This is a genomic window from Aeromonas sp. 9A, from assembly GCF_963900955.1.
GTDB lineage: Bacteria > Pseudomonadota > Gammaproteobacteria > Enterobacterales > Aeromonadaceae > Aeromonas > Aeromonas salmonicida.
Genome location: NZ_CAWRFG010000001.1, coordinates 187,123 through 212,532, shown reverse-complemented (window position 1 = coordinate 212,532; position 25,410 = coordinate 187,123). Strand labels below are relative to the sequence as shown.

The window sequence follows — 25,410 nt, the reverse complement described above, 5'->3', positions numbered from 1 at the left end:
AGGCCTCATCACGAGGCCTTGTTTGTTTCAGGTAGCTTTTACAGAACGGGGGAATGGCCTCGCCGTTTGACCGGTTGCACCACATACTGGCCGATGAATTCCACCGCCAGCTTGTCGCCGCTGAACAACTTGACCATGAGGCTGAATTTGGCCGACTCCCCCGCCTTGAGCGGAGCCAGCACGGCCGGCATCCCCTCCCTAGCAACCCGCGCCTCGGGCTCCTCGTTGACCGGGCGGTAATACTTGATGTTGCCCTCCGCCAGTACCGTATCCCCCACCAGACCCGCCTCTTTCAGCTGCAACCAGATGAGACCCCAGCCCGCCAGCACGCACTGACTGTAGATGCTGCCGGCAAACATGGTGTCATGCACGTTGAGGTTGGCCGCCAGATTGGCCTTGAGATGAAAAGTCTGGCCGTCATAGTGGGTGATGTGTACCCCCATCTTCTCGCTGATGGGGATGCCTTGCGACCAGCGAGTGGTGAGATCCTGGCACCACTCGGGGCGATACTGGATGGTCTGCAAGGGGCTCAAGGATTTTATCATCTGACGATGGGGAATGCGGCCAAAGCTGACAGGCCCTTCCCCCACTTCGAGGAAGCCGCACCTGCGATAGAACTCCACCGCTTCCTGACGGGCATTCATCACCAGCCGCTTCACTTTTTCCTGGCAGGCGAGCTGTTCGAGATCTTCCACCATGCGAGCCCCCAATCCCTGGCTACGATGCTCGGGGTGCAGCGCCATAAAGCGGATCTGGGCCTCGTCACCACCGATAAACAGTCGACCAACGGCAATGGGAGTACCGTCCGGCGCCAGCATCATGCGATGAATGGCGACGGTATCGTATTCGTCTCGCTCGGAACCAATGGGCAGATTGAAGGGTTTACGCAGCAGTTCCCAGCGCAGCTGGTAGTAAGCGTCCAGCTCGGCTGCCGTTTGAGGAGTGACTACCCGGTACATAAATCGATCCTTGAGTTAGCGCCGACGGACAGATTGAAGGGCTTGCGCACCCATGCCTCCCAGCGCAGCTGGTAGTAAGCGTCCAGCTCGGCTGCCGTTTGAGGAGTGACTATCCGGTACATAAAGCGATCCTTGAGTTAGTGCCGACGGACAGATTGAAGGGCTTGCGCACCAATGCCCCCCAGCGCAACTGATAATAGGCATCCAGTTCGGCTGCCGTCTGGGGAGTGACCACCCGGTACATAGTTCTATCCTTGAGTTACACTGGCCGGAAACCATCTTGCCGTGCAAATTCATGGACTTCAATCTGCAAGCGTACCAAGCCGACCACTTATTGCACCTGAGTGCCAAACCGGAACGACGCCTCTCCATCCTGGAAAATGCCCATCACCGCTGGCTGGAGATCGACGGTGTGGTGCAATCGGCCATGTCCCTTGCCGAACCTGCCGCCCTCTGCCTGCCCCATCAGCAGTGCATCGCAGACCTGCTGCCCGCCACCGCAAGCCGGGTGCTGGAACTGGGATTGGGCGGTGGCGATCTCACTCGTCATCTGGGGGCGCGCTGGCCAGAGGCTCGGCACGACTGCGTCGATCTGGATGAAGAGGTACTGACCCTGTTTCAGACCTTCTTCCGCCACCCGGCGGAACCCGTTGACCGGGCGTTGCACCTGCACCACGCCGATGCCCTCGCCTTCCTGCTGGCCCACGACGACACCTATGACTTAGTGCTGCTCGACCTGTTCAGTCAGGATGGCAATCCCCTGCTGCTGTTTCAGGCTCCGCTCTATCAGGCACTGGCCAAATGCCTCCGCGGTACCCTCATCGTCAACCTGCTGCCACGAACACATCTCGAACTGGCGCAGGCCAGGCGGCTGGCGGAGGAGTGGATTGGCCTCACCAGCGCCCACGGGGTGCCCGGCTATCGCAACGTCATACTGCACGCCACCAATCTGACCCCCTAGCTCCTGTTACGGGATGCCACGGCTGGCCCTGTCTGCACGTCCGCAGATGAAGGCCTGTAGCCGGAGCGGGATCCCGGCCATGACGCCTACACCTGCAGCCAGAAGGTGACGGGGCCGTCATTGAGCAGCGCCACCTTCATGTCGGCAGCAAAACGGCCTGTCTCGGTCGGTATGCCGCTGGCCTTTGCCTGCACTACAAAATAGTCGTAGAGCCGCTCGGCGTCGGTCGGATGGGCGCCGCCAGAGAAGCTGGGTCTCATGCTTTTTTGGTATCCGCCGCCAGGGTGAACTGGGAGACAACCAGCAGGCTGCCGCCGGCCTGACTCACATTGAGGTTCATTTTGCCCTCTTCATCGGAGAAGATGCGGTAGCCGCTCACCTTGTGCAGCAACTTGTCCGCCCTGGCCTCGTCATCCCCCTGCTCCACCCCGAGCAACACCAGCAGGCCATTGGCAATGGCCCCCGTTACTTCGCCTTCCACTGTCACGCTGGCCTCGGAGACCCGCTGGATCAATGCAATCACATCCCTCTCCTCTCAAAACAGAACGACCGCCCTCACAGGGGCGGTCGTCGATGCTACCAAGAAAATGACGGGCAAAGCGATGGATCAGGCCAACTCCTCGCTCACCGGTTTTTCATATTCGCCGAGACAAGCCGTGGTCTCGGCGCCAAGCAATACCACCAACCAGCTGAGATAGACCCAGACAAACAGGATCGGAATGGTCGCCAGAGCGCCATAGATGGCCTGATAGGAGGGGAAGTTGGTGATGTAGATGGCAAATCCGCGCTTGGCCAGCTCGAACAGGGTCGCCGCCACCAGGGCGCCGATGAAGGCGTGCACCAGTCTCACCTTGCAGTTGGGCACGACCGTATAGACCAGCAGGAAGGTGAGTACCGAGAAGAGGAACGGCAAGCTGCGCAGCAACAGATAGCCGATGCCGAACAGACTCTCGGCCCCGAACAGCCGCAGCGAGAAGATATAAGAGGAGATGGCAATGCTGCCACCGATAAGCACAGGACCCAGTGTCAGTATCATCCAGTACATGGCAAACGCCTGAGCCAGCGGCCGGCCCTGGGTCGAGCGCCAGATGTAGTTCAGGTTCTTGTCGATGGCCGAGATTAGCATCAACGCCACCACTATCAGGGCACCGATACCCACCGCTGTGGTGTTGGTGGCATTCGCCACGAAGCCATCTATGTACTCCTTGAGCATCTCACCCGCGGTCGGCACGAAGTTGTGATAGACGAACTGCTCCATCGCCTGTTTCAGGGTCTGGAACACAGGGAAGGCGGACATCATGCCAAATACCACAGCAATCATGGGGACCAGAGAGAGCAAGGTGACATAGGCCAGATAACCGGCGGTGACGGTCAACCTGTCGTGCTGGAAACGGCTCCAGACAAACTGGGCGAAATGGCCGCCATCGTGGCGTAAAAAGGAGAGAGCGTGGCCAAGACGGCCACCAAATTTCTGCTGCATTGTGATTCTCAACGTCTTCATCATGCAGACATTGTGTCAGATAGCATGGTCATTTGACCACCCATGGACCGGATCGGTACGACCAGCCCGAGCATACTGGCTGGTGATCCACCGTCAAAGGGGCATAAAAAAAGAGGCCCGCAGGCCTCTCTCTGTCTGTCGATAAACAGATATCAAGCACGACCGGCGCGCTTGCGATCCATTTCAGTCAGCAGTTTCTTGCGCACACGGATGGCCTTGGGAGTGATCTCTACCAACTCATCGTTATCGATGAATTCGAGAGCCTGTTCCAGGGTCATGCGGATCGGCGGAGTCAGCACCTGGGCTTCGTCGGTACCGGAGGCACGCATGTTGGTCAGCTGCTTGCCCTTCAGGCAGTTTACAGTCAGGTCATTGGAGCGGGAGTGAATACCGATCACCTGGCCTTCGTACACTTCGGTAGCGTGACCAATAAACAGACGACCGCGGTCTTGCAGACCGAACAGGGCGAAGGTCAGCGCCTTGCCGGTAGCGTTGGAGATCAGCACGCCATTCTGACGCTCGCCGATGCTGCCACCCTTGTGCGGACCGTAATGGTCAAAGGTGTGGTACAGCAGACCGGTACCGGAAGTCATGGTCAGGAACTCGGTCTGGAAGCCGATCAGGCCACGACTCGGGATCATGAAGTCAAGACGGACACGGCCCTTGCCATCCGGGGTCATGTTGGTCATCTCGCCCTTACGCAGGCCAAGTTGCTCCATCACGGAACCCTGGTGGATCTCTTCCACGTCAACAGTCACGGTTTCAAACGGTTCATGTAGAACGCCGTCCACGGTGCGCAGGATAACTTCCGGACGGGATACCGCCAGCTCGTAACCTTCACGACGCATGTTTTCGATCAGGATGGAGAGGTGCAGTTCACCACGACCGGATACGCGGAATTTGTCCGGATCTTCGGTCTCTTCCACACGCAGGGCCACGTTGTGGACCAGCTCCTGGTTCAGACGCTCCATGATGTTGCGGGAGGTCACGAACTTGCCTTCTTTACCGGCGAACGGTGAGGTGTTGACCTGGAAGGTCATGTTCACGGTCGGCTCGTCAACGGAGAGCGGCGGCAGGGCTTGAACAGCACTGTTGTCACAGATGGTGTCGGAGATTTTCAGCTCGCCCAGACCTGTGATGGCGATGATGTCACCCGCTTGCGCGTCGACAACTTCGGTACGGGACAAACCCAGGTAGCCAAGCACCTGACCGACTTTGCCGGTACGGGTCTTGCCATCGGCACCGATGACGGTGACTTGCTGGTTGGTCTTGACGCGACCACGGCTGATACGGCCGATGCCGATAACACCCACGTAGGAGTTGTAATCCAGCTGGGAGATCTGCATCTGGAAAGCACCGGCAGGGTCACCCTTCGGCTGCTCGACGTTGTCAACGATCGCCTGGAACAGAGGTTCCATGTTGTCGGATTCAACGCCCTGGTCCATGGTGGCCCAGCCGTTCAGTGCTGAAGCGTAAACAACTTTGAAGTCCAGTTGCTCATCGGTCGCACCCAGGTTGTCAAACAAGTCGAATACCTGATCCATAACCCAATCAGGACGAGCACCCGGACGGTCGATCTTGTTGATGACCACGATCGGCTTCAGACCCTGGGCGAATGCCTTCTGGGTCACGAAACGAGTCTGCGGCATAGGGCCGTCAACAGCATCAACCAGCAGCAGCACTGAGTCGACCATGGACATAACGCGCTCTACTTCACCACCGAAGTCGGCGTGACCCGGAGTATCAACGATGTTGATACGGTAGTCTTTCCAACGGATCGCGGTGTTCTTGGCGAGAATGGTAATACCACGTTCCTTTTCCAGGTCGTTGGAATCCATCAGACGCTCTTGACCATCTGTGGTACGGTCCAGGGTTCCAGACTGCTGCAGCAGCTTATCAACCAGGGTAGTTTTGCCGTGGTCTACGTGCGCAATAATCGCAATATTGCGTAAATTCTCTAACATTCTCGCCTCAATCACCGGGTAAAATTGGGCGCTAATTGTACTCTCGCCTTTGTGATCTGCCTAGCATAATTGCAGTGCAATCACGTTTAACAGGGGATCTGGATCATGGACCTTCCGATCAAAGCCTGTTTAGATGGGGGCTGACCGTATACTGCGCACCATTTTAGTGCACCAAAACGATCCACAGTTGCACTACTTTGAGGCGTAACGCACTGGGACAGCAGGTCTTGGGGCAGGCTTATAGCCGCAAACGCCCTGAAATCAAGCTGTCACAAACTTGGCACGATACTGGCTTATGTGAATGTGATGACGCATTCACCCTAAGAGTTTTAACACCGGAGGTTACTTAGCATGTCAGCCCAGAATGTAATGGCACTGATCCAGGAACACGAAGTCAAGTTTGTTGACCTGCGCTTTACCGACACCAAGGGTAAAGAGCAGCACGTATCCATCCCTTCCCATCAGATTGACGAAGATTTCTTCGAAGATGGCAAGATGTTCGATGGCTCCTCCATCGGCGGCTGGAAGGGCATCAACGAGTCTGACATGGTGCTGATGCCGGATGCGGCCTCCGCCAAGCTGGACCCGTTCACCGAAGAGACCACCCTGAACATCGTCTGTGACATTCTGGAACCGGCCACCATGCAAGGCTATGACCGCGACCCGCGCTCCATCGCCAAACGTGCCGAAGAGTTCCTGAAGTCCAGCGGCATCGCTGACACTGTACTGTTCGGGCCTGAGCCAGAATTCTTCATGTTCGACAACATCACCTTCTCGAACACCATGGGCCACAGCTTCGTGAAAATCGAATCTGAAGAAGCCGCCTGGAACTCCGGCACCGCCTATGAGCACGGCAACAAGGGTCACCGTCCTTTCGTCAAGGGTGGCTACTTCCCTGTTGCACCGGTTGACTCCTCCCAGGATATCCGCGCCGCCATGTGTCTGGTGCTGGAAGAGATGGGCCAGGTCGTTGAAGCGCACCACCACGAAGTGGCAACCGCCGGTCAGAACGAGATCGCCACCCGTTTCAACACACTCACCCTGAAAGCGGATGAAGTGCAGGTTCTGAAGTACGTGATCCACAACGTGGCCCACGCTTACAACAAGACAGTCACCTTCATGCCGAAACCCATGTTCGGTGACAACGGCTCCGGCATGCACTGCCACCAGTCCCTGGCCAAGAACGGCGTCAACCTGTTCGCCGGCGACCTGTACGGCGGCCTGTCCGAGATGGCACTGCACTACATCGGCGGTATCATCAAGCATGCCAAGGCCATCAACGCCTTCGCCAACCCGACCACCAACTCCTACAAGCGTCTGGTCCCGGGTTATGAAGCACCTGTCATGCTGGCTTACTCCGCCCGCAACCGCTCTGCTTCCATCCGTATTCCGGTAGTACCGAGCCCGAAAGCGCGTCGTATCGAAGTACGTTTCCCGGATCCGGCAGCCAACCCGTACCTGGCTTTTGCAGCTCAGCTGATGGCCGGTCTGGACGGTATCATCAACAAGATCCATCCGGGCGATGCCATGGACAAGAACTTGTATGACCTGCCGCCGGAAGAAGCCGCAGAAGTGCCGACCGTTGCAGGCTCTCTGGACGAAGCACTGGCCGCACTGGACAGCGATCGCGAGTTCCTGACCCGCGGCGGCGTGTTCAGCGATGACTTCATCAATTCCTATCTGGAACTGAAACAGCACGATGTTGACCGTGTGCGCATGACCCCGCACCCGCTGGAGTTTGAACTGTACTACTCCGTTTAATCCGGACCACAGCTCTGAACTTGACCAAACCCGCCAACAGGCGGGTTTTTTCTCTGATAGGATTAAGCAAAATCCCGTCAAGGAGAGATGGATGAAAAACGCATGCCCCCTATGGGCTCTGGGACTTGTGCTGTTGACGAGCACCACCGCCCAAGCCACCAAGATCTACTCCTGGACAGACAGCAAGGGCGTCGTTCACTACACGGATGCCCCCCCTCCCGGCCAGCAGGCCAAAGAAGTGGATCTGCGTGTTGCCCCTCTCATTGGTGGTGCCCCCCGCTCGGTGCAGGTGGACAACTTCAACAGCCTGACCGGCGTTGATGCCAAGAAAGAGGAGGAAGCCGCCAAGCTGGCAATCGAACTGCTCTCCCCGGAACAGGGCAGCACACTGCGCGACAACACGGGCAATGTGGTGTTCCAGGGGCAAATAAGCCCCAAACCGCCGACCCAGTACGACGTGCGCCTGACCCTGGATGGCAAGGCGGCCCCCATCGTCAGCAACGGCTTAGCTATTCGGGTCGAAAACCTTGATCGCGGCGCACATGAGGCACAACTCGAACTACTCGCCAAAGACGGTACGATCCTTGCTAAATCAAGGGTAGTCACCTTCTACCTGCACCGAGCCAGTATCAATCCGGCACCTAAAGTGACCCCGCTCCCCAACAGGGGGTGATCCTGTGCATCGATACGGGTAGACTAAATGCACCACGTTGGTGCATTACTGGTGTATAGCACCGTTTTAGGGAGAAACCTGTGCCAACCCGCCCGGATCAAGCCAAGATACTGCTCGATAACTTGCTGACCGCCGTCATCCTGATGGATGAGCGGCTCTGCATCCAGTTCGTCAACCCGGCGGCCGAACAACTGCTCTCCCTCAGCCAGCGTCGGCTGATCGGGATCGAGCTGCCCCACCTGCTGGAACATATCTCTCTCGATTTGCAGCGCCTCAAGCAATGCCTCACCTCTGGGCAGGGTTTCACCGACAGCGAAGTGACCCTGGTGGTGGAAGGTGAACCCAGGCTGGTGGAGATGAGCGTGAGCCCGCTCGCCGACCATGAACAGCGGCTGATGGTGGTGGAGCTGCGCAAAATTGATCAGCAGAAGAAGATCAGCCAGGAGCTGCAACAACATGCCCAGCAACAGGCGGCCAAGGAATTGGTGCGCGGGCTGGCCCACGAGATCAAGAACCCGCTGGGTGGACTGCGCGGCGCGGCTCAGCTGCTGCAAAAAGAGCTGCCGGATCCGGCCTTGCGCGAATACACGGGCATCATCATAGAGCAGGCCGACCGGCTGAGGGTGCTGGTCGATCGCCTGCTCGGCCCTCAGCGTCCGGGTCGCCACCAGATGCACAATGTTCACTCCGTGCTGGAGCAGGTGCGCCGTCTGGTGGAACTGGAGCTGCCACCTACTGTTCGCATAGAGCGGGATTACGATCCCAGCATTCCCGAGTTCGAGATGGAGCCGGATCAGCTGCAGCAGGCTTTTCTCAACATGGTGCGCAACGCCGCCGAGGCCATAGGTGAACAGACGGGGCTGATTCGCATCAAGACCCGCACCGCCTTCCAGATCACCATCCACGGTCAGCGCTACCGGCTGGCGGCCGAGATCAAGATCATCGACAACGGCCCCGGCATTCCCGATGCCATCCGCGACACCCTCTTCTACCCCATGATCACCGGCAAGGAGGGGGGAACCGGCCTCGGCCTATCCATCGCCCAGAACCTGATTGATCAGCACAAGGGGCGCATCGACTGCATCAGCTGGCCTGGCCACACCGAATTCACTATTTTTCTACCGCTTCGCAAATAAGGGAACGTCATGACAGCAAAAGTGTGGATCGTTGATGACGACAGTTCTATCCGCTGGGTACTGGAACGCACCCTCGGCAGTGAAGGATTCGAGTGCGAGAGTTTTGCCGATGGCGAGGCTCTGCTGAGCTCGCTGGAGATACGTTCGCCCGATGTGATCCTCTCCGATATCCGCATGCCCGGCATCGATGGTCTCAGCCTGCTGGAGCAGATCCACCGCCGCCAGGCCGATCTGCCCATCATCATAATGACGGCCCACTCGGATCTGGACAGCGCGGTCAACGCCTATCAGCGGGGCGCCTTCGAGTACCTGCCCAAGCCGTTCGACATCGACGAGGCGGTCACCCTGGTGCGCCGTGCCGAGAATCACCTGAAAGAACAGCGCACCAAGCGCAAGGCACGCCAGCAGGAGACGGCCACCACACCTGAAATCATCGGCGAAGCGCCTGCCATGCAGGAAGTGTTTCGCGCCATCGGCCGGCTGTCGCGCTCCAGCATCTCGGTGCTGATCAACGGCCAGAGCGGTACCGGCAAGGAGCTGGTCGCCCACGCACTGCACAAGCACAGCCCGCGCGCCCACAAGAACTTCATCGCCCTCAACATGGCCGCCATCCCCAAAGATCTCATCGAATCCGAGCTGTTCGGTCATGAAAAAGGGGCCTTTACCGGTGCCAACAACATCCGCCACGGCCGCTTCGAGCAGGCCGATGGCGGCACCCTGTTTCTCGATGAAATCGGCGACATGCCGCTGGATGTGCAGACCCGCCTGCTGCGGGTGCTGGCCGATGGCCAGTTCTACCGGGTCGGCGGTCATCAGCCGGTGCAGGTAGATGTGCGGATCATCGCTGCCACCCACCAGAATCTGGAGAAACGGGTGGCAGACGGTGAATTCCGGGAAGATCTGTTCCACCGCCTCAACGTCATCCGCATTCATATTCCGGCCCTCAAGGAGCGCCGCGAGGATATACCTCAACTGGCCCAGCACTTCCTGCTGCGCGCCGCCAAGGAGCTGAACGTGGAGGCCAAGAGCCTGCACCCTGATACCCAGGCCTACATCAGTCGTCTCGCCTGGCCGGGCAACGTGCGCCAGCTGGAGAACGTCTGCCGCTGGCTGACGGTCATGGCCTCGGGTCAGGAGGTGCTGGTAGGGGATCTGCCCGCCGAACTGCTGACCCCCATCACCAACACGGCCGAGCCCGGCCAACCTGCCCTGCCCGGCTGCTGGCAGCAGCAGTTGCAGGACTGGGTCGCCAGTAAGCTGGCACTGGGGGAGACTGACATCCTGGCCGATGCCCTGCCCCAATTTGAGCGGATCATGCTGGAGACGGCACTGGATCACACCCATGGCCACAAACAGGAAGCTGCCCGCCTGCTTGGCTGGGGTCGCAACACCCTGACTCGCAAGCTCAAGGAGCTCGACCTCTCCTGAGCCCTCTGGAAAAACGATTCCCATCACGCCTTGGCAAATCCCTGACCAATAAGACCCCGTTTGATTTCAAACGGGGTATCTTTTTTGAGAGCCCTGCCTAGAATGGCAGGCTTTCAAACCCGACTCGAAGAAGGCGCCATCATGATTGACAGATCTCTCCCCCTGACCGACCTGCACCGCCATCTGGACGGTAATATCCGCGCGCAGACCATCCTCGAGCTGGGCCGTCAGCACAATATCCAGTTGCCAGCCTTTGAGCTGGAAGCACTTCGCCCCCACGTGCAGATCGTCGAGAATGAGCCGAGTCTGGTCGCCTTCCTGAAGAAACTGGACTGGGGCGTGGCCGTGCTGGCCGATTACGATGCCTGCCGCCGTGTTGCCTACGAGAACGTGGAGGATCTGCTGCGTGCCGGTATCGACTATGCCGAGCTGCGCTTCAGTCCCGCCTACATGGCCATGACCCACAAACTGCATCCACAAGGTGTGGTGGAAGCCATCATTGACGGCGTTGCAGCTGGCAGCCGCGACTTTGGCATCAAGACCAACCTCATTGGCATCATGAGCCGCACCTTCGGCACCGAACAGTGCCGCAAGGAGCTGGACGCCTGTCTGGCCCATCGCGACAAACTGGTTGCCGTCGATCTGGCCGGTGACGAACTGGGCTTCCCGGGCGAGCTGTTCACCGAGCATTTTCGCAAGGTCCGTGATGCGGGCATGCGCGTCACAGTACACGCAGGCGAAGCGGCGGGCCCCGAAAGCATGTGGCAAGCCATTCGCGATCTCGGTGCCGAGCGCATCGGCCACGGCGTCAAGGCGATTGCGGATCCTGCCCTGATGGCCTATCTGGCGGAGCACCGCATCGGCATCGAATCCTGCCTCACCTCCAACCTGCAGACCACCACGGTGGCGAGCCTGACCGAGCACCCAATTCGCCAGTTCCTGGCTGCCGGCGTGCTGGCCTGTCTCAATACCGACGATCCTGCGGTAGAAGGCATAGACCTGCCCCACGAATATGACGTGGCTGCCCCGGCCGCCGGCATGACCGCCAGCGAGATCCGCACCGCCCAGAAAAACGGTCTGACCCTCGCTTTCCTGAGCGATGGCGAGAAAGCCGAGCTGAGCGCCCGCGCCGCCCGCAGCTAAACCTTGAACAGTTTGCTTACCCGATAAAAAAACCGCCGAGGCGGTTTTTTTTATCTTCAGTACAGGGCTGCCTGTTCAGATCACCCGGGAGAACTGCTGCTGGCGCGCTTTGCTGCGCAGGTAGACATCGAAACACATGCAGATATTGCGAATAAGCAACTGACCGGTGGAGACCACTTCCAGCCCATCGTCGGTCATGCGCACCAGACCGTCGTCGATAAAGGTCTGCAACAGCTTGAGATCATCGGCAAAATACGCCTTGAAGACCAGACCATAAGCCTGCTCGATGGCGGCGAAGTTCAGGCTGAAATCGCAGATGAGACGTTTGATCACCTCGCGGCGGATCAGGTCATCCTGATTGAGGGAGCACCCCTTCCACTGGGCATGCCCCAGCTCTTCAACCTGGGCGTAGTAAGCTTTGAGCTCTTTTTGGTTCTGGGAATAGGCATCGCCAATCATGCTGATGGAGGAGACCCCCAATCCCAGCAGATCACAATCCCCCTGGGTGGTGTAGCCCTGGAAATTGCGGTGCAACTTGCCCTCGCGCTGCGCCACCGCCAGCTCGTCATCCGGTTTGGCGAAGTGATCCATGCCGATGAACTGGTAGCCCTGACCGGTGAGGAAGGCGATGGTGTCTTGCAACATGGCCAGCTTCTCCCGGGGGGCCGGCATGTCTTCCTCTTTCAGCTTGTGCTGGGCAGCAAAGCGGCTCGGCAGATGAGCGTAGTTGAAGATGGAGAGGCGGGCCGGATCCGTCTTGAGCACTTCCTCCAGGGTGTGGTGGAAGCTCTCCCTGTTCTGGTGCGGCAAGCCGTAGATGAGATCCAGATTGGTGGAGCGAAAACCCAGTGCGCGGGCGCGCTCCAGCATGGCGCGGATGAAGTCGTTATCCTGCTCGCGGTTGACCGCAACCTGGACCGCCTTGTTGAAGTCCTGTACACCGAGACTGATGCGGTTGAACCCCACCTCTCGCAGCACATCCAGCATGGTGAGTTCGATTTCACGCGGGTCCACCTCTATGCTGATCTCCCCTTCCTCCGCGAACTGGAAGTGCTCGCGCAACATGGCCATCAGGCGACGGGTTTGGGCTTCGTTCAGATAGGTAGGCGTACCACCACCCCAATGCAGCTGGGTCACCAGCCGATGCTTGAACAGAGGGGCCTGCGCCTTGATCTCCTGTTCGAGGTAGTCGAGGTATTGATCGGCCTTGTGCTGGTGACGTGTGATCACCTTGTTGCAGCCGCAGTAATAGCAGAGCTTGTGACAAAAGGGGATGTGTACGTAAAGCGACAGGTTGCGCGCCGGGTACTGGCCTGCGGCGCGGACCAGGTCCGGATAGCCGAAGCTTTCGTTGAACTCCAGCGCGGTGGGATAGGAGGTGTAGCGCGGGCCGCTGTAGTTATATTTTTCGATCAGGGCCTGATCCCACACAATCTGTTCTGCTTGCACGCTTGCTTCCTCTTTTTTGTTATCCAGGGCTCAGCGGCTTAACTGAAAATCCTTCAGTTGGGCCACATCCTTGAGGATCTGTGCCTCCAGCTCGGCCTCATAGCCACTGCGTTCGAGATCCATCTTCATCACTTCATTGCGCTTGAGGGCACGTCTCGCCTCATGAGTCGGCATCTCTTTCACCTTCTCATAGAGACTGTACAGACCCGGAAATTCGCTGGCAAAAACGCGCCCTTCCTTGATCTGCAAGGCATCCAGCAAATTGGTCAGCCGAATGGCACCTTCGGAATAGTCGCACTGACCATCCCGCACCGCATGGGCGATCACCCGTACGCTGTCGAGAATGCGTTCATTGCGCGCAGCTATGGCCTGCTGCTGCATATCGCGCTGGCGCTTGAGACGAGCCAGCAGGGTACCGGCATACACCGCCAGTCCCAGCAAAATCAGGCCGCCCAACGAGGCGGCCAGCATCCATCCACTCATCACTTTTTCTTCGGCTCTGGCTTGGGCTCAGGCTGATAGTCGACCTGAGTGAAACGATCCCACAGCTCCTCTTCGGAGGCGGGCTGGGTCGGCGCCTCATAACTGGCATCGTCGAATGAGCCGTCGTCTTCTTCGTCATCATCGTTGTCTATGATGCCAAGCTCATCCATCAATTCCTGATAACGATCGACACGCTGGTCAACCCAGGCCTGCTCGGTCGCTTCCAGCGTCTCGCCAGCATCGAGGCGATCCAGCAGGTCATTCAGGCGATCATCATTCTCGATGGCAGCCAGCTCCTGCTCCGGCGTCATCACCAGCTTCTTCTCTTTCGCAGGCTTGGGCGCAACTGGTTTTGCACCTTTCTCGTCTACGATCAAGGCGACCGGCTTGCGGGAACCGATACGTGGATCCTTGGCCTGCTTGCCATTGTTGTTCTTGCTGGATTGCTCTGCCTGCTGGCGGGAACCCGCCTTCAAGCCCTTACGCTTGGCAGCGCGTTTGCGCTCACGGCCGTCCAGGGCACTGGCATCTGATTCTTTGCGCTTACCGGTAGGCTTGCGATTGGGTTGTTTAGCCGACATGAATGACTGACTCCGACAAATAACTGGATTGAAGCCCGCACCCGGGATGAGAATCATCCGGGGAAGATACAGACACGGGGAACAGTGGATTAGAAACAAGAATGGGATCCCGCACCAATCCGGCCATTGCTGGCCTCTGAACACCGCAGGATCGGTATCCTCTGGGCATGTTGCTGGTATTTTGACACAGAATGGCTAATCGGGTTAATGACCCAAAAGAAAAAAGGCAGCCGAAGCTGCCTTGATATGTTTTATGCGAGTCCCATCCCTGGCTGCAAATCACCCTGTCCGTGGTGATACCTCTGCGCATCATATCTTTGTATGTGGTCATCCTGACCTTAATTGGTCGATCCTGAATGTGCGTGTGCTTGCTTTGACCCATGGGGACGACATCCGGTCATCACTCTGGGGTGGTTGCATCCCGCAGCCCGGCTCTTCCTGAGCAGTCACCATCCTGGTATTTCAATCCTTTGCCTATCATTTGCGTGGTTCTGTGGCATCCCGCCAAATCGACATCCTGTCTTCACAACATCCCGGTCGTGAATGGCCCTGTGGGCCGCTCCATATATCCACTGTATCAACTTAATAAAGCGGCTCAATCCACCGATAACGTTTTCAAACGGAGATAAACCTATCACTCTTATTTAACATATTGAAATTAATGAATTATTAAACATAATTTGAAAAATGTTTAAGCCTTGACCAGGCCGATGAATGGGGGATCTCTTACAGCAATGCGAGAAAAACTGGCCAAATGGAGTTAAAGGTCAAAAAGAAACGAGGAGCCAGTGGCTCCTCGTTCATATCAATGGGGTACATCATCAGACACGATCAGTGCAAACCGGCCACATATTTGGAAAGCGCTTCGATGTCCTGATCAGTCAGCTTCTTGGCAACATCCTGCATCATGCCATTCGGATCATTATCACGGGCAGCCGCACGAAAGGCGGTGAGCTGAGCCTTGATATAAGCAGGATGCTGGCCGGACAGACTTGGATATTTCGCCTGTTCTATACCTGACCCACGCGGACCATGACAGGCAGTGCAGGCAGCCAGACCACGGCTCATGTCTCCACCCATATAGAGCGCCTTACCCGCTGCTACAGCATCATCAGGCACCGCTATCGGTGTTACCTTCTGGCTGGAGAAGTAGGCAGCAAGGTCTTCCATGTCCTGTTCAGACAAGGGGAGAGCCATAGGCCCCATGATAGGTGCGACTCGACCAATTTGGCCAGAAGCTGCAGCCTTCAGTTCAACTAATTGCTTTTTGATATATGATGCGTGCTGACCAGCAATCTTGGGATACATATCAACAAGGCTGTTTCCGTCCGGTCCATGACAAGCCGCACACACGGCAGCCTTGGATTGTCCCGCAGCGGCATCGCCCTTGGCTTGTGCCATCCCCGTTACGCCAACCATCAGAGCAAGAGTAATGACTAGGTTCTTCATGGCGTTCCAACTTCTCGTTATTAGGCTTCCAGATCCCATGCCGCTGAAGGCATGTTAAAATAAACGCGTTTAAGCGACGTCATTTTACACGATTTCACAAAAAAGTAACTCTATAACCCTCTATCTCTATGGGGAATTTACGTTGGATACACAAACTCTGAATTTCAATAAGGTGCATTTTGTGACCAGCGCACCCGACATCCGCCACCTGCCAAATGATGGGGGTGTCGAGATTGCGTTTGCCGGCCGTTCCAATGCCGGTAAGTCATCTGCATTGAACACCTTAACGAAACACAAGAACCTGGCTCGCACCAGTAAAACACCGGGTCGCACCCAGTTGATCAACCTGTTTGAACTGGAGCCGGGCAAGCGTCTGGTCGATTTGCCGGGCTATGGTTATGCGCAAGTTCCGCTGGAAATGAAGCTCAAGTGGCAAAAGTCACTGGCAGAGTACCTGCAGCGCCGCGAGTCATTGAAAGGCCTGGTGATCCTGATGGACATCCGCCACCCGCTCAAAGATACCGACATGAACATGCTGGAGTGGAGCTCACACCGTGAATTGCCGGTCATGCTGCTGCTGACCAAGGCTGACAAGCTGAGCCCTGGTCCCCGCAACAATCAGGTCATCAAGGTACGCCAAGCCATTGCCGACCTGGGCCCGCAGATCCAGGTGGAAGCCTTCTCCTCCCTTAACAACATAGGGGTGGAAAAATTGGCCCAGACTCTGTCTGGCTGGTACTTGGCGGGTGCTGATGAAATTGCCGATAACGATGAGCAAGAGCAGGTTGAGGAATAATACATTCCTCCATCTTCCTGCTGCTTCTCTCTTGCAATTAGCGGAGCTGACCCTCCGCTGATTGAAAGACTTTCAGTTCAACTGCTTCCTGCCAACGCTCAATCCCCACCGATATGCCCTTCTAGCAATCCTAGTAAAATCATTATCAATCAATAGGGTGCGAAGTTAATTTCAATTAATAATTAACTTCACATCCACATGATAACGGTTTCATATTTTTGCTATCAAGCGGCAAGCACATCACGCAAGAAGTACCAAAATGAAATTAAATTACATTTTGAGGTATGGAAGGGATAAAAATGAAGCCAGTACCACTGGTGCAGTACCGGCCTGAAACAATCAGTTCAAAAATTGGGAAGAAGCTAAATCTTGAGAACAAAGACGCCTGGTTTTCCTCAAGAAGCCCTTTTATTCTAGCAAATACTTGCCAAAACTAAAGCATTTACTCTAACTGTGGCGCATAAAAAAACACCCCGACGAATACTCATCGGGGCAGCTATTCAGCCACATTCAATTACGTGAAATAAAAGGTCTGAAAGATAGAACATCTTACCTCTGTACCCTACGTCGCTAACTGTATAGCAAAGCAGCAAAAAGTGAAAGTAATTTATGTAATTAAGTTTCACGAAAGAAAGATTGGTAAAAATCACTTACTTTTCATGTAGATAAAAAAATCCCCAGTACGAATACCGGGGAGTTATAAAGGTGACTAGCTAGCACTTCCTCAACTATCTAGTTAGTCCGCGGTATTTCTCACAAGTTCCGCCGCTTTGAGAAAAAACTTGGAACCCTCAGAGGTAGATGGCTCCATCCTCTGCAAACTCTTGTTCTTCAATGATTTTCTCAGCAACATCTTCAATGTCAAAACGAACGCTCTCGAAAGCACGCAGTATGTCCTCCTCCTTGACGAGGGAGAGTCCGGTCATTTTTTCCAGGCGCCGACGACTGATGTAGCAATTGATCAATGCCCCCATCTGCTGGGCTGGAAAATGTATCCTCTGTTCGTTCGGCTGCCAGGCCGCCAGTTCGGGAAACAGGATGCCTTGATTCATAGAGTCCCCAGATTTCGTTTCAGCTCTCTCAATACCTGTTTAGTTCCTGGGCGGATTCCTCGCCACACTGTGAATGCCTCCGCCGCCTGTTCAACCAGCATACCCAGCCCATCCATGGCCTGACGGGCACCGTACTGTTTGGCCCAGCTGATGAAAGGGGTATCCATGGACCCATACATCATGTCGTAGATGGCAATATCCGCGTGGATCAGTGCAGGGGCGAGGGGCGGCAGCTCTCCTTGCAGGCTGGCGGAGGTGGAGTTGATGATGAGATCAAACGCCCCTCCCAGTTGCTCGTAGGTCAGAGCTGTCACCACCCCCAGATCATGAAACTCAGCCGCCAGTTGCTGCGCTTTTACGTGCGTTCGGTTGGCAATCACCAGTTCTGTCGGATGCTCGGCCAGCAGCGGAGCCAAAGCACCACGGGCGGCTCCCCCGGCCCCCAGCAGCAAGATCCGGCTTCCGGCCAGAGTCACACCATGAGACTTCAGGTCCGCCACCAGACCAGCACCATCGGTATTGTCTCCCAGCAGTACACCGTCATCGGTCAGCTTGATGGTGTTGACGGCGCCCGCCCGTTTGGCTCGGGGGCTCAAGCTGTCAACCAACGCAAACGCCTGCTCCTTGAACGGCACTGTGACATTGCATCCCTTGCCTCCTTGCGCAAAGAAGGCTCGCAGGGTCGTAGCAAACTCGTCGACTGCAGGTTCAGCCAGACCATACTCCAGCTCTTGCTGAGTTTGTCTGGCAAACAGGGTATGAATGAAGGGGGACTTGCTGTGGCGCACCGGGTGGCCAAAAACCAGATAACGATCCATCAAAGAGTTCCATCAGAGGGCAATATTCCGATTTAACGGGTTTTCGCACTCAGGAACAAGCCGAATATCGGCCAATAAAGAGGGGCCGTCATGGCCCCTCGGGTCACAGCCACTCTCGCGGCGCGAGGTAGTCTGTGTAGAGCAAGGCCTCCGGGCTGCCCGCTTCCGGCTGCCAGTCATACTCCCAACGTGCCAGTGGCGGCATCGACATCAGAATCGACTCGGTACGTCCACCGGTCTGCAACCCGAACAGGGTGCCCCGGTCGTACACCAGATTGAACTCGACATAACGACCGCGGCGATAGAGCTGGAACTCCCGCTCCCGCTCGCCATAGGGCTGCGCCTTACGTCGCTCGATGATCGGCAGATAGGCATCGAGATAACCCCGGCCTACCGCCTGCATAAAGGCGAAGCAGTCGGCAAAGGGCCAGCGATTCAGATCGTCGAAGAAGAGGCCGCCTACCCCCCGCGTCTCGTTGCGGTGCTTGAGGAAGAAGTAGCGATCGCACCAGGATTTGAACTCGGGGTAAATATCTTCGCCAAAGGGTTGGCAGAGATCGCGTGACGCTCGATGCCAGTGCTGCACATCCTCGGCAAAGGGATAAAACGGCGTCAAATCGAAGCCACCACCGAACCACCAGATGGGCTCCTCGCCCTCTTTCTCGGCGATAAAGAACCGGACATTGGCATGGCTGGTCGGCACATAGGGATTGTGCGGATGGATCACCAGCGACACCCCCATGGCCTCAAACTTGCGACCGGCCAGCTCGGGCCTATGAGCCGTCGCCGAGGCTGGCATGGCATCACCATAGACATGGGAAAAGTTGACCCCACCCTGCTCAATCATGTCGCCGTGGCGCATTACGCGGGTTCGACCACCGCCGCCGCCCTCACGGGCCCAGGCATCCTCAACAAAGTGCCCAACGCCGTCAGCCAGCTCCAGACTTCGGCAGATCTCGTCCTGCAACTGCAACAGGAAGGCCTTGACCTGGGCCACATCCGGTTTGCTCATCTTGTCTCCAGTCAGGCAGGATCTTGAACGCCCTGTCCATTTTATTGTGATGTCACGCCATGAGCTCCACGCCCATCGGCATTACTGCAAAAAAGAGTCTGTCCGCTCAGGAGGGACGAATGACGGCGCCGGTACGGGCGTCCTTGATCTCGGATGGGTTAGCTTGCCCACCCACTTCACCGGGCAGGATATAGGCAAGCTTGCTTGCCAGCAGCTCACCGATATCGGCGACCCGACGGGCGGGCTCTTCACCGGTCAGATTGGCACTGGTGGAAACCAGCGGTTTGCCAAAAGCGCGGCACAATGCCTGCACCTGTGGGTGTGCAGTGACTCGCACAGCCAGCGTATCAAACTGGCCTGTTAGCCAGGTGGGTGTCGTGCCGCGAGCGGGCATGATCCAGGTGAAGGGACCTGGCCAGCTGGCCTGCACTCGCGCAAGCTGCTCACCGCTAAGCTGGCTCAGATCGATATAATCCTGCAACTGCGCCAGATCGGCGGCAATCAGGATCAGACCCTTCTCCACCGGACGCTGCTTGATAGCCAGCAGGCGCTGCACCGCCAGCTCGGAGTCGGGATCACAACCCAGACCAAACACGGCCTCGGTTGCATACGCGATCACCCCTTCGCCGTGAAGGGCGGCAACCGCTTGTTCAAATTCAGTAGACATAGGAAAAATGCGGCAGCCTGGCTGCCACCTCATTACTTGGTTGAGTTAAGCCTGCAAGGCGACAACCGCACCATCTACAGCGGGCTGTCACCTCATCACTTACTTGAGTTGGGCCTGCAGGGCGGCATCCTTGGCCATCACCTCTTCGGCATTCTTCTGGCGTTCGGCCCGAACTTTGGCTGCCAGTTCATCATCAGCCACCGCCAGCATCTGGGCTGCCAGGTAACCTGCGTTCTTGGCACCGGCCTTGCCGATTGCCACGGTTGCCACCGGCACGCCACCCGGCATCTGCACGGTGGAGAGCAGTGCATCCAGCCCCTTGAGCGGACCACCGTCGATGGGCACCCCGATCACGGGACGAGTGGTGATGCCGGCAACGGCACCCGCCAGGTGAGCCGCCAAACCGGCAGCACAGATAAAGACCTTGCAACCACGGGACTCGGCATCGGTCACATACTGATGGGTCGCAGCCGGAGTACGGTGCGCAGAGGTTACTTTCACTTCCACTGCGATATCAAACGACTTGAGGATCTCAAGGGTGGATTGCATCACGGGAAAATCAGAGTCAGAGCCCATCAATACGGCAACAAAAGATTTATTCATGGTGGGAATTTCCTTACTCCAAGTGGGGGGTTGAAGTGCGCCGAAAACGTTTCAATTTGGTTACGGCGGCGGGATTATACCTGCTCACTTTGATGGCCGCATTTCTTTTGCGGGCAGATCCACTTCAGATTTCCCCTCACTTTCTTCTCCACCATGATGCCCCAGCCACATTCGGGACAAGGCATGGGTATAGGCTTGTCATTCACCACATATTTACAATGGGGATACCCATCACAGGAGTAAAACTGCTTGCCGTAGCGGGAGGTACGGCTCACCAGATGACCCTTGCCACACTCGGGGCAGAGGATCTGGGTATCATCGCTCTCCTGCAGGGACTCGATATGCTGACAGGCCGGATACTGGGTACACCCCACAAACAAACCGTAACGACCCTTCTTGATTGCCAACGGCTGGCCACAATCCGGGCAAGCTGACCCCTCAAGCACTTTCTCGATGTCACGACCGGACGGTGTCAAAGAACGGATGTAATCGCAGGAGGGGTAAGCGGAGCAGCCAAGAAAAGGGCCATGCTTGCCCTGGCGGATCACCAGCTCGGCACCACACTGCGGGCACGGCTCTCGCTCGAACCCATGCTCGTGAGCAGAAAAGAGATGATGATCGATTTTTGACATGTGCCGCGCCTTGAAATTCAGATGGCCTGAATTCTACCAGCGCGACACCAGACTGTCAGTGAATGACGCCATCGGACTCATCAAACACCAGCTCTTCCATCTGCTGGTAGGCATTTTCACTGCCCGGCACATTGAACAGCACCATCATGACAACCCACTTCAGGTCATCCAGCTCGATATCCGGTTTATCCAGCTCGAGCAGTCGCTCGATACAGATTTCGCGGGTTTCAGCATTCAGCACCTGGGCTTGTTCCAGAAAGAGCAGGAAGCCGCGGCACTCGGTGCCAAGACGGGCCAGCTCCTGCGGGGCATAGATACGCATCGAGCCTTGCGCGCTGGCGGCGACATACACTTCCCGCTCGCTATCATGCAGATTGGCCAGCCTTTCCAGCCAGTTGAGCGCCTTCTCGATCTCGTCCTTGTCGAAACCGGCCCGGCTCAGTTCGTCGGTGAGTTCATTTTGTTCGACCATCACATCTGCATCGCTGTGGATGTAGGTCTCGAAAAGGTACATCAGTACATCAAACATGATTCGCCCTCCTCGTTCTGACGTATCCACCGGCTACCGCTATTACTGCGCCTGCCAGTTCCAGCTCTACCAACCTGCCCAATACCACTTCGACAGGAAGCTGGGACCGTTCGGCGACGGTATCCACGCTCGTGGTCTCATAATCTACGTTATCCAACAAATCGGCATAAGGCAATTCGCTATTATGCTCTTGCTCAAGCAATCCAGCCTCTTTGCGCACCAGACTGACCAATCCGGGAAGCTCTTCCACTATATCGGCCGCACTCAACACAAGTTTGGCCCCCTGCTGGATTAATTTATTGCAACCCAGCGCCTGCCCATTTTGTGGCGCTCCCGGCACGGCAAACACTTCGCGCCCCTGTTCCAGTGCGTAACGCGCCGTGATGAGCGACCCGCTCTGCTCGGCAGCCTCCACCACCAGGGTACCCAGCGACAGGCCACTGATGATGCGGTTGCGACGGGGAAAATGTTCGGCCAGCGGCCCCTTGTCTGGCGCCAACTCTGAGATGAGCAAGCCGCCGCTCTCCAGGATCTGGCCAGCCAGCCCCTGATGACGCTTGGGATAGAGACAATCCAGGCCGGAGCCCAAAACCGCAAGCGTGATACCGCCCGCCGCCAGCGCCTGCTGATGGCAGACACCATCTATGCCGAGCGCCAGCCCCGAGGTAATCGCCAGTCCACACCCTACCAGCTCGCTACACAAACGCGCGGCATTGTCCTTGCCGGCATAAGTGGGATGACGCGTCCCTACCATAGCCAATTGCGACAACGACAAGGCTGCGACATTTCCGCGACAATAGAGCAGTAAAGGGGCGGCAGGGATCTCTTTCAGCAGGTCGGGATAGGCGGGATCATCGGGACAAATCAGGTGATTGCCAGGCATGGCAGCCCAGTTCAGCCCGAGCTCTACCACTGGCAGCGGCCATCTGAGCTGCTGTATCTGGGACGAGTGCATACCCAGCGCCCGCAAACCGCCATCATCGCACTCAAACAGGGCTTTTATGTCACCATCGAAGCGGGCAAGCAGACGGGAGGCAGTGACCGGGCCTATGCCAGTAACGGCATCCAGCGTCAGCCACAGTGAAAGCTGCCCGGATGGAAATGGCACGTTAGAAGTTACTGACCTGATAGCCGGAGCTGACCATGCCCTGGCTCTGCATGATGAGGCCGTAGCTCAGCTTGTCGTACACCTTGAACAGCATGACGCGCGCCACCGCCTCCGACGGCAGGGAGGGCTTGCCGGCAGAATAGAACGTCTTGTCATAGACCGAAGAGTACTCTTTGTAAGATACCTTGCCGTTCTTGCTCACCAGCTGGGCGCCAGGTCGCCGTACCTCCAGCACATCGCCGGGGGAAACCTGATCGCGCAGCCCCTTATTGATGAGCACAACGTCAAACTTGCCGCCACTACGAGCCTTGCTCGGCAGATCTATGATGTAACCCGGCGAAATAACGGGCGCGGCTTTAGGAGTGAATACGGCAAAGAGACTCTCTTGCGGCGGGAAGGGCATCACCTTGTCTCCCTGATATACCTCCCGCTGGCTGTGGCTGAGCGTGACTCGGGTACGATCATCCGCCAGCCGCTCCTCGGCTCTGGCCGTGCCGACAAACACCGCTTCCTGCCCCAGCAACTCACCTGTCTCCTTGTCCTTGTATAAGCTCCCCGGGTGGTAGATGCCGTAGTCCTGACCCGGGGTCAGCGATCCCTGCACATACAGGGTATCTCCCTCCAGCATGCCGATATGCGCCTCATCGTTGCCGAGCACATAAGGCAGCTGTTTCGCCTGCTGGCTGTCGGCCAGGATATGGTCGGTACGCAGGAAGGGACCTATCTCGCTGAGCGGCAACGTCGGGATCGGATTGGCCTTGTTCTCGTAACGGCTCTTGGGAGAGAGGTGAACCACCGGCTTGCCCCCCTGCATCGCTTTGCCGAGGCGAGGCTCGCCATTGACCCAGCTCAGATGCAGCACGTCACCGGGATAGATCCAGTGCGGGTTGGCAATCTGGGGATTGATGTTCCAGAGACGGGGCCAGAGCCAGGGTTGTGCCAGATATCGGCCTGAAATATCCCAGAGGGTGTCACCCTTTTGCACGACATAGCGCTCGGGATAACCCGCTTTCAGTGTCAACTGGTCGGCCATGGCAGCCTGGCTCAGAGTGGCCAGCAGGCAAGCGAGGATGGTTTGCTTCAGATACATAACACTCCCTGTTACTTCTGCGCGCAAAGTGTTGCTGTTTTTTGTCGGCGTAAATGACTAGAATTACGCCAATATTGACTGCATTTATACGAAACTAAAGAAAAAACTATGGCCATTCTAGATGTATTGCGTTTTCCCGATGAACGTCTGCGCACAGTTGCAGCCCCTGTCGAGACCTTTACACCCGAGTTACAACACATTGTAGATGATATGTTCGAAACCATGTACGCGGAGGAAGGCATCGGCCTGGCCGCCACTCAGGTCGACATTCATCAGCGCATCATAGTGATCGATGTCTCCGAGAACCGTGAAGATCCTCTGGTATTGATCAACCCCGAGATCCTCGAGCAAGCGGGCAGCACAGGCATCGAAGAGGGCTGCCTCTCGGTGCCCGACCACAGAGCTCTGGTGCCACGCGCCGAGTGGGTCAAGGTACGTGCGCTGGATCGCAACGGCAAGCCGTTCGAGCTGGAAGCGGACGATCTGCTCGCTATCTGCATACAGCATGAGATGGATCATCTGATCGGCAAGCTGTTTGTGGATTACTTGTCCCCGCTCAAGCGCCAGCGCATTCGCCAGAAGCTGGAAAAGATGGCCCGTGAAGATCGCAAAGCCCTCTGAGGATCTGCCCCATTGAATAAGCTGAAACTGATTTTTGCCGGTACTCCCGACTTCGCCGCCCGTCACTTGGCGGCGTTGTTGTCTTCCGACCACGAGGTCGTTGCCGTTTATACCCAGCCGGACAAGCCTGCTGGCCGTGGTCAGAAGCTCACCGCCAGCCCAGTCAAGGAGCTGGCTCTGACCCACAATCTGCCGGTTTACCAACCAGCTTCCCTGCGCAAGGAAGAGGCGCAAGCCGAGCTGGCTTCTCTGGGCGCCGACTTGATGGTGGTAGTGGCCTACGGCTTGATCCTGCCCAAGGTGGTGCTCGATACCCCGCGTCTGGGCTGTATCAACGTGCATGGATCTTTGCTGCCGCGCTGGCGCGGTGCAGCCCCGATCCAGCGCTCCATCTGGGCGGGTGATACCGAAACCGGCGTGACCATAATGCAGATGGATGTGGGGCTGGATACTGGCGCCATGATCAGCAAAGTGACCTGTCCCATCGCCGCCAACGAAACCTCCACCAGCCTGTATGACAAGCTGGCCGAGCTGGGTCCACAGGCACTGGTCGAGACTCTCAATGCCATGGCCGCCGGTGAAACCGCAGCCGAGGCGCAAGACGATGCGCTGGCCAACTATGCCGAGAAGCTCTCCAAAGAGGAGGCCCGCATCGACTGGTCGATGGAAGCCGTCGCCATAGAGCGCTGCATCCGCGCCTTCAATCCCTGGCCCATCAGCTGGTTTGAGGTGGCAGGACAGACTATCAAGGTGTGGCAGGCCGAGGTCATCAGCAGCGACCATGGCCAACCTACCGGCACCCTGCTCAAGGCCGACAAGCAGGGGATCGACATCGCTACCGGCCTGGGTGTCCTGCGCCTGCTGACCCTGCAACCACCCGGCAAGAAGGCCATGTCCGTTTCGGATCTGCTCAACTCTCGCCGCGACTGGTTTGAACCCGGCACGCAATTGAATTGAAACAAGCGGGGCCCAAACCCCGACTTGCGCATCTAAG

At 57.1% G+C, this 25,410-nt stretch carries 26 protein-coding genes and 1 pseudogene; 9 read left to right on the top strand and 18 right to left on the bottom strand.

Annotated features, from left to right (window positions below; all coding sequences use genetic code 11):
- Positions 1-38: 38 nt before the first annotated feature.
- Positions 39-959 (bottom strand): bifunctional GNAT family N-acetyltransferase/hotdog fold thioesterase, encoded by a 921-nt coding sequence (locus AACX78_RS01015; protein WP_159165146.1) that lies wholly within the window; start codon positions 957-959, stop codon positions 39-41.
- A complete protein-coding gene (locus AACX78_RS01010; protein ID WP_265342341.1) occupies positions 947-1,081 on the bottom strand; it encodes a hypothetical protein in 135 nt (44 codons plus the stop codon). Before AACX78_RS01010 ends, AACX78_RS01015 begins: the two co-directional genes overlap by 13 nt.
- Before the next feature lie 173 nt (positions 1,082-1,254).
- Here AACX78_RS01010 and AACX78_RS01000 point away from each other — a divergent pair, with 173 nt between their 5' ends.
- Positions 1,255-1,920, top strand: a complete 666-nt coding sequence (locus AACX78_RS01000) for a spermidine synthase (RefSeq protein ID WP_159167413.1) — start codon at positions 1,255-1,257, stop codon at positions 1,918-1,920.
- An 86-nt stretch (positions 1,921-2,006) separates the two neighbouring features.
- Here the strand turns inward: AACX78_RS01000 and dtd are convergent.
- From dtd to typA, 3 genes and pseudogenes are all read right to left on the bottom strand, one after another.
- Positions 2,007-2,443: pseudogene (gene dtd, locus AACX78_RS00995) on the bottom strand (D-aminoacyl-tRNA deacylase).
- A gap of 84 nt (positions 2,444-2,527) precedes the next feature.
- Entirely contained in the window at positions 2,528-3,400 is an 873-nt protein-coding gene (locus AACX78_RS00990; protein WP_021138645.1) for a virulence factor BrkB family protein, read from the bottom strand.
- A gap of 173 nt (positions 3,401-3,573) precedes the next feature.
- Positions 3,574-5,385, bottom strand: a complete 1,812-nt coding sequence (gene typA / locus AACX78_RS00985; RefSeq protein WP_005319864.1) for a translational GTPase TypA — start codon at positions 5,383-5,385, stop codon at positions 3,574-3,576.
- A gap of 351 nt (positions 5,386-5,736) precedes the next feature.
- On the opposite strand from typA, the gene glnA reads away from it, so the two are divergent.
- The 5 genes from glnA (at position 5,737) to add (ending at position 11,526) form a co-directional block, all read left to right on the top strand.
- The gene (glnA, locus tag AACX78_RS00980) at positions 5,737-7,146 is read left to right on the top strand and encodes a glutamate--ammonia ligase (RefSeq protein ID WP_021138647.1); all 1,410 of its coding nucleotides are present in this window, start codon (positions 5,737-5,739) and stop codon (positions 7,144-7,146) included.
- Between the two features lie 91 nt (positions 7,147-7,237).
- A complete protein-coding gene (locus tag AACX78_RS00975) occupies positions 7,238-7,819 on the top strand; it encodes a DUF4124 domain-containing protein (RefSeq protein ID WP_159165145.1) in 582 nt (193 codons plus the stop codon).
- Between the two features lie 80 nt (positions 7,820-7,899).
- Positions 7,900-8,955, top strand: a complete 1,056-nt coding sequence (gene glnL, locus AACX78_RS00970) for a nitrogen regulation protein NR(II) (protein WP_043136455.1) — start codon at positions 7,900-7,902, stop codon at positions 8,953-8,955.
- Between the two features lie 9 nt (positions 8,956-8,964).
- Positions 8,965-10,383, top strand: coding sequence for a nitrogen regulation protein NR(I) (glnG, locus tag AACX78_RS00965; protein WP_005319876.1), 1,419 nt, complete (start codon positions 8,965-8,967; stop codon positions 10,381-10,383).
- A gap of 141 nt (positions 10,384-10,524) precedes the next feature.
- Positions 10,525-11,526, top strand: coding sequence for an adenosine deaminase (gene add / locus AACX78_RS00960; RefSeq protein ID WP_159165144.1), 1,002 nt, complete (start codon positions 10,525-10,527; stop codon positions 11,524-11,526).
- 75 nt (positions 11,527-11,601) lie between these two features.
- Here add and hemN read toward each other — a convergent pair whose 3' ends face one another.
- The 4 genes from hemN to AACX78_RS00940 form a co-directional block, all read right to left on the bottom strand.
- On the bottom strand, positions 11,602-12,975 hold the full coding sequence (gene hemN, locus AACX78_RS00955) for an oxygen-independent coproporphyrinogen III oxidase (RefSeq protein WP_159165143.1): 1,374 nt from the start codon (positions 12,973-12,975) through the stop codon (positions 11,602-11,604).
- A gap of 30 nt (positions 12,976-13,005) precedes the next feature.
- Complete coding sequence (locus AACX78_RS00950; protein ID WP_034523570.1) at positions 13,006-13,446, bottom strand: DUF2489 domain-containing protein; 441 nt, start codon at positions 13,444-13,446, stop codon at positions 13,006-13,008.
- Between the two features lie 11 nt (positions 13,447-13,457).
- The gene (yihI, locus tag AACX78_RS00945) at positions 13,458-14,039 is read right to left on the bottom strand and encodes a Der GTPase-activating protein YihI (protein WP_005319890.1); all 582 of its coding nucleotides are present in this window, start codon (positions 14,037-14,039) and stop codon (positions 13,458-13,460) included.
- Between the two features lie 831 nt (positions 14,040-14,870).
- Entirely contained in the window at positions 14,871-15,488 is a 618-nt protein-coding gene (locus AACX78_RS00940) for a c-type cytochrome (RefSeq protein ID WP_021138654.1), read from the bottom strand.
- A gap of 142 nt (positions 15,489-15,630) precedes the next feature.
- On the opposite strand from AACX78_RS00940, the gene yihA reads away from it, so the two are divergent.
- Entirely contained in the window at positions 15,631-16,284 is a 654-nt protein-coding gene (gene yihA / locus AACX78_RS00935; RefSeq protein ID WP_005319896.1) for a ribosome biogenesis GTP-binding protein YihA/YsxC, read from the top strand.
- 791 nt (positions 16,285-17,075) lie between these two features.
- Here the strand turns inward: yihA and AACX78_RS00930 are convergent.
- From AACX78_RS00930 to AACX78_RS00890, 9 genes are all read right to left on the bottom strand, one after another.
- Positions 17,076-17,336: a DUF1488 family protein gene (locus AACX78_RS00930; protein ID WP_159165142.1), complete on the bottom strand. Its 261-nt coding sequence runs from the start codon at positions 17,334-17,336 to the stop codon at positions 17,076-17,078.
- A complete protein-coding gene (gene aroE / locus AACX78_RS00925; RefSeq protein WP_159165141.1) occupies positions 17,333-18,154 on the bottom strand; it encodes a shikimate dehydrogenase in 822 nt (273 codons plus the stop codon). The genes AACX78_RS00930 and aroE overlap by 4 nt, the downstream gene beginning before the upstream one ends.
- Before the next feature lie 103 nt (positions 18,155-18,257).
- On the bottom strand, positions 18,258-19,166 hold the full coding sequence (gene hemF / locus AACX78_RS00920; protein ID WP_159165140.1) for an oxygen-dependent coproporphyrinogen oxidase: 909 nt from the start codon (positions 19,164-19,166) through the stop codon (positions 18,258-18,260).
- A 106-nt stretch (positions 19,167-19,272) separates the two neighbouring features.
- Positions 19,273-19,833, bottom strand: coding sequence for a Sua5/YciO/YrdC/YwlC family protein (locus tag AACX78_RS00915; RefSeq protein WP_159165139.1), 561 nt, complete (start codon positions 19,831-19,833; stop codon positions 19,273-19,275).
- A gap of 99 nt (positions 19,834-19,932) precedes the next feature.
- On the bottom strand, positions 19,933-20,436 hold the full coding sequence (gene purE / locus AACX78_RS00910) for a 5-(carboxyamino)imidazole ribonucleotide mutase (protein ID WP_159165138.1): 504 nt from the start codon (positions 20,434-20,436) through the stop codon (positions 19,933-19,935).
- A 74-nt stretch (positions 20,437-20,510) separates the two neighbouring features.
- Positions 20,511-21,068 (bottom strand): DNA topoisomerase family protein, encoded by a 558-nt coding sequence (locus AACX78_RS00905; protein WP_005319910.1) that lies wholly within the window; start codon positions 21,066-21,068, stop codon positions 20,511-20,513.
- Between the two features lie 55 nt (positions 21,069-21,123).
- Positions 21,124-21,597, bottom strand: a complete 474-nt coding sequence (locus tag AACX78_RS00900) for a DUF494 family protein (RefSeq protein WP_005319913.1) — start codon at positions 21,595-21,597, stop codon at positions 21,124-21,126.
- On the bottom strand, positions 21,590-22,705 hold the full coding sequence (dprA, locus tag AACX78_RS00895; protein ID WP_159165137.1) for a DNA-processing protein DprA: 1,116 nt from the start codon (positions 22,703-22,705) through the stop codon (positions 21,590-21,592). Before dprA ends, AACX78_RS00900 begins: the two co-directional genes overlap by 8 nt.
- 1 nt (position 22,706) lies before the next feature.
- Positions 22,707-23,795, bottom strand: a complete 1,089-nt coding sequence (locus AACX78_RS00890) for a LysM peptidoglycan-binding domain-containing protein (protein ID WP_159165136.1) — start codon at positions 23,793-23,795, stop codon at positions 22,707-22,709.
- Between the two features lie 108 nt (positions 23,796-23,903).
- On the opposite strand from AACX78_RS00890, the gene def reads away from it, so the two are divergent.
- Together def and fmt are read left to right on the top strand one after the other, a co-directional pair.
- Positions 23,904-24,416 (top strand): peptide deformylase, encoded by a 513-nt coding sequence (gene def / locus AACX78_RS00885; protein WP_021138661.1) that lies wholly within the window; start codon positions 23,904-23,906, stop codon positions 24,414-24,416.
- Between the two features lie 12 nt (positions 24,417-24,428).
- Complete coding sequence (gene fmt / locus AACX78_RS00880; protein ID WP_159165135.1) at positions 24,429-25,373, top strand: methionyl-tRNA formyltransferase; 945 nt, start codon at positions 24,429-24,431, stop codon at positions 25,371-25,373.
- Positions 25,374-25,410 lie beyond the last annotated feature (37 nt).